Here is an 8,663-nt window from a genome sequence, read left to right as displayed (position 1 = left end):
ACCCACCCCCCCGGGACGCCGACCGGAACGTTCCGGACGTTCCGTCTCGGGACGCCGGCCGGAACCTGCCGGACATCCCGCCCCAGGGCGACCGGAACCTGCCGGACGCCCCGGCTCGGGACCTTCCGGCCGTGCCGGCGGTGCGGGGGCGGCATCCGTTCACGCCGCCGAGCCGTACCCGGGCCTTCCGCGGCGGCGCGTACGGCGACAAGCTCGTCTACACCGTGTCCACCAAGGGTGAGAGCAACGGCGAGCACCGCGACGGCGCCCTCATCCGCTACGGCGGGATCGACCTGACGGCGGGCGGCGACGGCGACCGGTGGCAGGAGTTCTGGCGGGACCCGCCGCAGGACGACGATTCCGAGACCGGCGCGCCGCTCCGGGTGGTGGCCAGGCTCGGCCTGGTCATGGGCGTGGCGCTGCTGGCGGCCGGTCTGGTGTGGGCCGTGATGAACGCGCGCGAGCACCCGGTCACGATCACCAAGGCCGCCGCGCAGACGAGCGTGCTGCTGGAGCGGCCCTCGCGGTGGGTGGCCGAGGTCACCGCCCCGCAGGCGGCCGGGTCCGCGATGACGCCGGTGCCGAGGAAGGCCGACCTGCCCAGGCCGGACCCGCCGGTGGCGCGGCTGTCGCCGTCGTCGCTGTGGCTGGGCCCGGAGCGTACGGGGTCGTTCCGGCTGTCGTGCACCGGCTCATGTGAGATCACCTCGGTCTCCGCCACGGACGGCATCGAGGTGTCGGGCACCCGGTTCCGGGTCCAGGAGCCCATGGTGTGCGTCCCCGGCGTGGAGCGCGGGGAGATCACCCTGCGGTGGGAGGGCCGCACCACCGGCGACGGCCGCCGCACGGGCGGCACCGCCACCGGCGGCGGCACGCTCACCCTCGACGTGGCGTGGAGCCGGTGCGGGTAGGGCCTCGGGCTCCGCGGAGCCCGAGGCCCTACGCCTGGGTCTTCTAGAAGAAGCGGAACTCGGAGTCGGGCTGCGGCAGCTCGACCCGGTCAGGCCCGTGGAACTTGACCTTGTCCTTCGGCAGGCCGGACAGCGGTGACGCGAACGGCACGACGACGCTGCTCTTCGTCAGATCGACGGTCACCCGCGCGCCGGTTCCCGCCTCGTCGCTGTAGTTGGAGTCGGTGCCGGCGATCACCAGCCCGAGCCGGTGACCCTTCTTGAAGATGTAGTCCTGCGGCAGCGTCTGCCACTTGACCTTGCCGTACTCGCCGACGGGCAGCGGCGCGGACTCGCTCAGCGACTCGCGGTTCTGCACGTCGATCCAGCCGCGGGCGACGATCTCCAGCGGTCGGGTGGCGACGTTGGTGACGACCTTGCGGTAGCAGCCGTCGTCGGCCGCGGTGCTCTCGCCCCAGCAGTCCTCTTCGGTGAGGGTGGTGATGCCCTGGCCGCGGCGCCAGTCGACGCGGGTGTCCTCGCCGAAGTCGACGAGCAGCGCGGTCAGGTTGGACGTCGGCTTGTCCAGCTTGACGCGCAGGTCCACGGTCGGCGTGCCGGACAGGCGCAGGTCCACCGGCAGCTCACCCGTGGTGAACGCCACCCGGCCCGGGTTCGGCGTGCCGATGTCGGCGACCATGGCGTTCTCGTTCATCCGGGTGTCGGTGAACGTCGCCGTGCTGCCCTTGGCGGCGCGGGACAGGCCGAGCGAGCCGTCAGGGGACGGGCGCAGCGGGGCCTTGACCGCGAACGGCGCCGGCCAGTCGCGCTGGGTGATCCACTGTGCCGGGCCGACCTCCACGTCGGCGCGGGGCTCACTCATGATGCCGTTCTGGACGCCGTGCAGCCAGTAGTCGAACCAGCGGTGCAGGGTGTCCACCCACAGTCCGCGCCGGCCCTCGAAGTCGAACGGGTCCACGTGCTGCGTCTGGCCGACCCAGATCTTGCGCGGCACGTCCCGGTCGGCCAGAGCCTGCCACCAGGTGGAGAAGTTGTCCGGCTTGACGTTGAGGTCGTTGACCGTGTGGACGACGAAGACGCTCGCCTTGATCTTCGAGGCGTCGGCCAGCGTGCCGTCGATGTAGTCGCGCTCGGCCCACAGCGGGTTGTAGTTCCCCGTGTCGTCGCCGTCGGCGGCGTCCAGCGCGTCGCGGACGGCCTGGCACTTGGCGTCGGGGTCGGTGTCGACGGCGTTGGTCAGGTAGGAGATGTAGTCGTAGTTGTAGATCACGCCGTTGGAGCGCTGGTACTTGTACCAGGAGCTGATCGCCGAGATCGGCACGATCGTCTCCAGACCTTCGACGCCGGTGGCGGCGACGGCGTTGGCCAGGGTGCCGTCGTACGACTTGCCGATCATCGAGGCCTTGCCGGTGGTCCAGTCGGCGAGGGCCGGGCTGCCGTCGGCCTTGAAGCCCTTGGCGCGGCCGTTCAGCCAGTCGATGACGGCCTTGCCGCCGAGCACGTCGGCCGGGCCGCCCATGTCGGGGCAGCCGCCGGAGCGGGTGGTGCCGATCATGTCGACGTGGAGGACGGCGTAGCCGCGGGGTACGAAGTAGTTGTCGTAGAAGAGCGGAAATTTCGTGACATTTCCGGCGGCGTCGTAGGCCTTGCGCTCCGACTCGTTACCGCGGCCCGAGTTGTCGTAGTAGGGGCTCTCGTCGATGATGACCGGAACCTTGAGACCGGGACCGGACTCCTTGGGACGGATGATGTCCACCCGGACCTTGTCCAGGTTTCCGTCGGAGTCGCTGTCGACGGGCGCCTCCACGTAGACGTGCTCGCGCACGGCGTCGGCGTAGGAGAAGACCGGTTGGGTGCGGCCGTCCTCGACGGTGATCGCGGGAGCCGCTGCGGCCTGGGCCGGGGTCGCGACGGTGAGGGAGAGGGCCAGGGCGGCGACGGCGAGGAGGGCTGGGCGTAATTGTGACACTCGTGACCTCCGGGACAGGTGATCAAAATTAGTGGCAAATCTTCCAGACGCGCAGGAAGCTGGCAAGATCCCAGCATGGATGTTCAGGAACGGGTCCGCGGCTGCCTTCTGGGCGGGGCGATCGGCGACGCGCTCGGGGCGCCGATCGAGTTCCACTCGTTACGGCAGATCCGCAGGGATCACGGGGCCGACGGCATCACCGGATTTGTCGCGACATGGCGGGGTCGGACGGGGCTCATCACCGACGACACCCAGATGACGCTCTTCACGGCCGAGGCCCTGGCCGGAGCCCGCGACTCGCATGCTGAGGTCGTGCGGGAGGTTCGGGAGGCGTATCTGCGATGGCTCGACACGCAGAACCATCCGGCGCCTCCGCCGCCGGATCTCCCCCACCGCACCGGACGCCTGCGTGAGGAGGGCTGGCTGTACTCACGGCGGGCCCCCGGCAACGCCTGCCTGTCGGGCCTGCACCAGTCCTTCCCCGGCCCGTCGCCGATGGGCCGGCCCGGGCCCGTCAACCCCGGGTCCAAGGGCTGCGGCACGGTGATGCGCTCGGCGCCGTTCGGGCTGGTGGCGCCCTCGCCGCGGGAGGCGTTCGAGTGGTCGGCCGCCTGCGCCCAGATCACCCATGGGCACGTGACCGGTTACCTGGCCGCCGGCGCGTTCGCGGCGATCGTCGCGTACCTGATGACCGGCGAGGAGCTGGAGCCCGCCGTCCGCCACGCGATGGGCCTGCTGGCCCGCCACCCCGGCCACGAGGAGACGACGGCGGCCCTGCGCGCGGCCGTGGCGCTGGCCGACAAAGGTGCGCCGTCGCCCGAACGGGTGGAGTCGCTGGGCGGCGCCTGGATCGCCGAGGAGGCCCTCGCCATCGGGGTGTACTGCGCGCTGGCCGAACCCTCCGTGGAGAGTGCGCTGCTGTTGTCGGTCAACCATTCCGGCGACAGCGACTCGACCGGCTCCGTCTGCGGGAACCTCCTGGGCGCCCGGCACGGCGCCGCCGTCCTGCCCGCCGCCTGGTTGCGCCCGCTGGAGGGCCGCGAGACGATCGAGCGCCTCGCCGCGGAACTGTCCTGAACGCCGCCGCCGCCACGGGGCGGCGTACGGAATCTAGGGTGGAAGTCCTCCAGCCGATGAGGAGTGGGTGCATGCGGAACGTCGCCCGGACGTCACTCGTGGACGCCGCCATCGCGGAGCTCCGCCGGGAGATCGCCGAAGGGGTGTGGCCGGTCGGGACCAAGATCCCGTCCGAGCACCAGCTGGCCGAGAGCCTCGGCATGAGCAGGTTGTCCGTACGCGAGGCGGTGCGGGTGCTGGCCCATGCCGGTCTGCTGCACACCAGGCAGGGCGACGGCACGTACGTCACGGCGACGGACGAGTCACAGGTCGCCCTGCGCCGCCGCCTCGACACGGCCGCGGCCATGGACATCATCGACGTGCGCCGCGGCCTCGACCTCGTCGCCGCCCGGCTGGCGGCGGGCCGGCGCACGGAGGAGGACCTGACGGCGATGCGTGCCTCCTTGGCCCGCAGGGACGCGGCCGGCGGGGCGGGCGACCTCGACGGGTTCGCCGACGCCGACGCGGAGTTCCACCTGCGGGTGGCGGAGGCCGCGCACAACGCCCTCCTCGGCGACTTCTACCGCACCATGATCGAGGCCCTGCGCGACAGCGTCAGAGATCGCGAGGAGGCCGCCCTCGAGCCCGACGACTCCCACGGGGAGCTGCTGAAGGCCATCGAGGACGGTGACCCGGCCCGGGCGGTCGCCGTCTCCATCGCCATCCTCGACCGGCAGGAACGCGGGCTCTAGCTAGAGCACCCGCGCGGCGAGCAGGCAGACGTCGTCCTCCATGTGGTCTCCGCCGAGCCGCTCCAGCACGCAGTCGATCAGTTCGTCGGGGTCTTCCGCGACGCACGCCTGCACGGCCTGGATCAGCGTGCGCACGCCCGTGTCCAGGTCCTCTCCGCGCCGTTCGACGACCCCGTCGGTGTAGAACAGCAGGACGTCGCCGGGTTCGAGCCGGGTGGTGGTCAGCTCGTACTCGGCGTCGAAGACGCCGAGCAAGGGGCCCCGGCTGCCCTCCAGCAGCTCGGCGTGGCCGTCCCTCACGCGCAGGGGGTTCGGGTGGCCGGCGTTCGTCCAGGCGAACGTGCGGTTCTTGGCGTCGAAGTGACCGATGATCGCCGTGCCGGTCACCGTCACGCCCTCGTTGGTGCCGGTCAGCAGGGTGTTCAGCCAGAGGGCGAGCTGGTGCGCGGGCGCGCCGGTGTAGGCGAGACCGGCCAGGCCGGCACGCATCTGGAGCATGATGCCGGCCGCTGTCAGGCCATGGCCCATCGCGTCGCCGATGACGAGCAGTGCTCTGCCGTCCGGGACGGCACGGGCCTTGTACCAGTCGCCGCCGAGCCAGGCCAGGTCCTCCGCGGGCAGATAGCGGACGGCGACGGCCAGTCCGGGCAGCCGTCTGACGCCCCGGCCGACCGGCAGGATGGTGTTCTGCAGGTGGTCGACGACCCGGTGCTCCTCCTCGGCGCGCTCCTGCTGCCGGACCGCCCGCTCCTGCGCCCTGGCCTCGGCGCGTTCCCTGCGGCGGACCCTCGTCACGTCCTGGACGAGGAACCGGAGCTTGACCGGGACGCCGACGGTGTCCAGCAGCGGCTCGGCGACGACGCTCACGTGCCGCACGCCGTAGCGATGCTGGATCCTGAACTCGGTCTCGATCGACTCCCTGGCCTCCAGCAGCGAGTCGATCACGTCGTCGAGCACAGGCAGGTCCTCGGGGAGCACCATGGCCGGGATGTCCTCCAGCGCGACGGGCCCCGCGCCGGTGTCGCGGCCGAACACCTCGTACATCTGATGGGTCCAGATCGCCTGGCGGGTGGCCAGGTTCCACTCGCCCCAGCCGAGCCCGACCGCGTCCTGCGCGCGTCTCCAGCCCGAGACGAGCATGTCCTTGTCGTCGAGCACGCACCAGCTCAGCAGCAGGCCGTCCGCCACCCGGGCGGCGCGGACGCTCATCGTGGAGGGCCAGAGCCGCTCGCCTATGATCTCGACGTGCTCCATCAGCGCGCGGTGGAAGGGAACGCCCGTCTCGAACGCCGTGATGTACTCGTCGAGCAGCCCGGAGGCCGCCACGCCCGGGCTGATGGTCAGCAGGCGCTGCCCTTTCAGCTCCTCGCCGATACGCCCGTCCGGGGTCTTGCAGTGGCTGTTGACCGCCACGACGAAGAAGTCGACCACCCGGCCGAAGGAATCCTTGACCGGGCAGGAGTAGGAGGCCGAGTCGTGGAAGGTCTCCAGCATGGGCTTGACCCACTCGCCGACGTCAGGCAGGGGGAGGTCCGGGACGGGCGGGGCCTGCACGCGCCTGGCCACCTCGTCCGGCTCCAGCCCGCTGTACTGGGCCATTCCGGCGAGTCGCTCGGCGGCCTCGCAGGGCCGGATGTTCTCCCTGGTCGCCAGCTTGGCGACCGCCTGGTCCAGGACGGCCTTGTCGCGCATCCGGCCGCGAACGCGTTCCAGCTGAGAGCGGAGCTTCGCCGTGGCGGCGGTGCTCTCATAGGGGGCGAGAGATGGGTACCGGCTCACACATCTCCCATGCCCCTGGTGGACGCGGCGAGATAGGGCTTTTGTCCTGTTTTGGCAAACTCGCCGCCCACTCCGCACCCGCCGCCAGACGGTCGCGGCCGGGAAGCGGCGCCCGCTTCGGTGTTCGCTTCGGTGTTCGCTTCGTGCCGCACTTCGGCATTCACTCGGTACTCGCTCGGTACTCGATTAGATATTCGGGATTACCAGACAAAGCAGGAAATCGTGCGGCATGGTCGGGAGCGAACCCGATCTTCGGGAGGTTCCCCGCATGGACTTGCCGCGCTGTCCCGACTGCGGTGCCGCCTTGAAGGGCCGCGCAGCGTCGTGCCCCGGCTGCGGCCTGCTCTTGAGCGGGTCCGCCGCCGAGGCGTACCTGGCCCTCTCTGCCGAGCTCGCCGAGCTGGAGGAACGACGCAAGGCGCTGGCGAAGCGCCGCGCGGAGGCGCTCACAGGGATGCGCGCCGCCACCACAGAGGCGCTCACGCGGACGCGCGCGGACAGCGCCGGGGCGCTCACCCAGAAGCGTGCGGACAGCACCGGGGTGGTTTCCCTGGAGGCGGCTCCCGAGCCGGACTCCACGGCATCACCGGCCGCGTCCGAGCCTCCGGCGAAGGAGAAGGCGGCCGGGCCGCGGCGGGACCTGTCGCATCGGGCCGTGCAGAACCTGCTCCTGCTGCTCGGCGGGGTGCTGCTGTCGATCGCGGCGGTGGTGTTCACGCTGGTGAGCTGGCAGGTGCCGGCCCTGCGGGCGCTCATCCTGACGGTGTTCACGCTGGCGGTGCTCGCCGCCCCCTGGCTGCTCGTGCGCCGCCGCCTGGTCGCGACCGCCGAGACGGTGGCGCTGATCGGGCTCGTGCTGATCCCGCTGGACACCGTCGCCGTGCTGCGGATCTCCGGCGACGACGGCGGTCCTTCCGCTGGGCCCTGGCTGGATCCGCTGTGGGGTGTGGCCGTGGGCGCCGCCGCCCTGACCGCCGTGTGGGCCCTGTACGCGTGGCGGGCCCCGCTGCGGCTGCCCGCGCCGGTCGCGATCGTCCTCGCCCAGACGCCGCTGCCGCTGGCCGGGCTGGCCATGGAGGCGGACCTGCCGGCGGGCGGGGCGTGGCCGGCGGGGGCGCTGGTCGCCACCGCCGCCCTGGACCTGCTGCTGTGGCGGGCGGCCCGGCGCGCACGAGCCGCCGCCGAGTACGTCACCTCCGCCGCCGCCGGCTCCATCACGTGGCTCGCCGGCGTGGGACTGGCAGGCGTGGGCCTGACAAGCACGGCACTGCCCGGAACAGGCCCCGCCGACACGGGCCTCACCGGCTCTGGGCTGGCCGATTCTGGGCCGGCCGGCTCTGGGCTGGCCGCGGTGGCTTGGGGTGGGGCGTTCGGGTTGCCGGCGCTGGCGGGCGTGCTGGGAGTGGCGTCCCTGGTGGCGTTGTCGTGGGCCGGTGCGACGCGGGGGGCGGTCGCGCGCGGGGTGATCGGCGCCTGCGCGGCGCTTGCCGCGGCGGCGGCGCTGTTCGGGGTGCCCGTCCACGTCGTGCCCGGCTCGTGGGTGGCGGCCGTGGTCGCGGGCGCGGCCTGTCCTGTGCTGGCCGCCGCGATCGGGCTGCCCGCGCGCCTGCGCGACGGCGTCCGTACGGGCGGGCTGCTCGTGCTGGGGACGGCCGCCGCGTGGAAGGCGGCCGCGGTCGCCACGGTCGCGTTCGCCCCGCTGGGCTGGGTCATGTCCGCCTGGCCGGACGCCCCGGACCTCGGCCTGCTGAGCCCGTCCGGCATCCGGTGGGACGACTCCGTCGCGACCCCCGTGGTCATGGCGGCCGCGGCGCTGGGCTCCGCGCTCGTGCCCTCACGCGGAGACCTGTGGACGCCCGGGCTGCGGCAGGCCGTCTGCCTGGTCGCCGGCTCCCTGGCCGTGCTGACCGCACCGGTGGCGGCGGGGCTGCCGTACCCGGCGTCGCCGGCGGTGCTGGTGGCCCTGTGCGGTGCGCTGCTGTGGGCGGCCGACCGCCGCTCCGGGGCCGCGCTGTGGCTGGGCGGGTACGCGGGCGTGCTGGCCGCGTGCTGGGCGCTGGCCGACCGGCAGGCCACCGGGGCGGTCGCCGCCGGGCTGCTGCTGGTCACGGCGGTCTGCGCGGTCGCCGCGCGCCGGACGGCGGTACGGGCGGTGGGCGGTGCGGGGGCGACGCTGGCGGCGGGGCTGCTCGTGTG

6 protein-coding genes are annotated in these 8,663 nt (G+C 72.7%); 4 read left to right on the top strand and 2 right to left on the bottom strand.

From position 1 onward, the window contains the following. Window positions 1-911: hypothetical protein (locus E1286_RS43605; protein WP_223190900.1), on the top strand; the 911-nt coding region annotated here is incomplete at its 5' end. A 43-nt stretch (window positions 912-954) separates the two neighbouring features. On the opposite strand, the gene E1286_RS43600 is transcribed toward E1286_RS43605, so the two are convergent. Then, the gene (locus E1286_RS43600) at window positions 955-2,880 is read right to left on the bottom strand and encodes a Xaa-Pro dipeptidyl-peptidase (protein WP_132622727.1); all 1,926 of its coding nucleotides are present in this window, start codon (window positions 2,878-2,880) and stop codon (window positions 955-957) included. Window positions 2,881-2,955: 75 nt separating this feature from the next. Here E1286_RS43600 and E1286_RS43595 point away from each other — a divergent pair, with 75 nt between their 5' ends. Together E1286_RS43595 and E1286_RS43590 are read left to right on the top strand one after the other, a co-directional pair. Then, window positions 2,956-3,957: an ADP-ribosylglycohydrolase family protein gene (locus E1286_RS43595; protein WP_132622725.1), complete on the top strand. Its 1,002-nt coding sequence runs from the start codon at window positions 2,956-2,958 to the stop codon at window positions 3,955-3,957. Window positions 3,958-4,028: 71 nt separating this feature from the next. Next, window positions 4,029-4,688 carry a FadR/GntR family transcriptional regulator gene (locus E1286_RS43590; RefSeq protein WP_132622723.1) on the top strand — a complete coding sequence of 220 codons (660 nt, stop codon included), beginning with the start codon at window positions 4,029-4,031 and terminating at the stop codon, window positions 4,686-4,688. Here the strand turns inward: E1286_RS43590 and E1286_RS43585 are convergent, their stop codons facing one another. Continuing rightward, a complete protein-coding gene (locus E1286_RS43585; RefSeq protein WP_132622721.1) occupies window positions 4,689-6,467 on the bottom strand; it encodes a SpoIIE family protein phosphatase in 1,779 nt (592 codons plus the stop codon). It abuts the gene before it with no gap. A 268-nt stretch (window positions 6,468-6,735) separates the two neighbouring features. Between E1286_RS43585 and E1286_RS43580 the strand changes: the two genes are divergently transcribed. Then, window positions 6,736-8,663 (top strand): hypothetical protein (locus tag E1286_RS43580; protein WP_223190899.1); only part of this gene is annotated, 1,928 nt, incomplete at its 3' end.

The organism is Nonomuraea terrae, from assembly GCF_004348995.1.
Taxonomy (GTDB): Bacteria; Actinomycetota; Actinomycetes; order Streptosporangiales; family Streptosporangiaceae; genus Nonomuraea; species Nonomuraea terrae.
The sequence above is the reverse complement of the archived record's forward strand: the minus strand, read 5'-3'. Positions and strand labels throughout refer to the sequence as shown.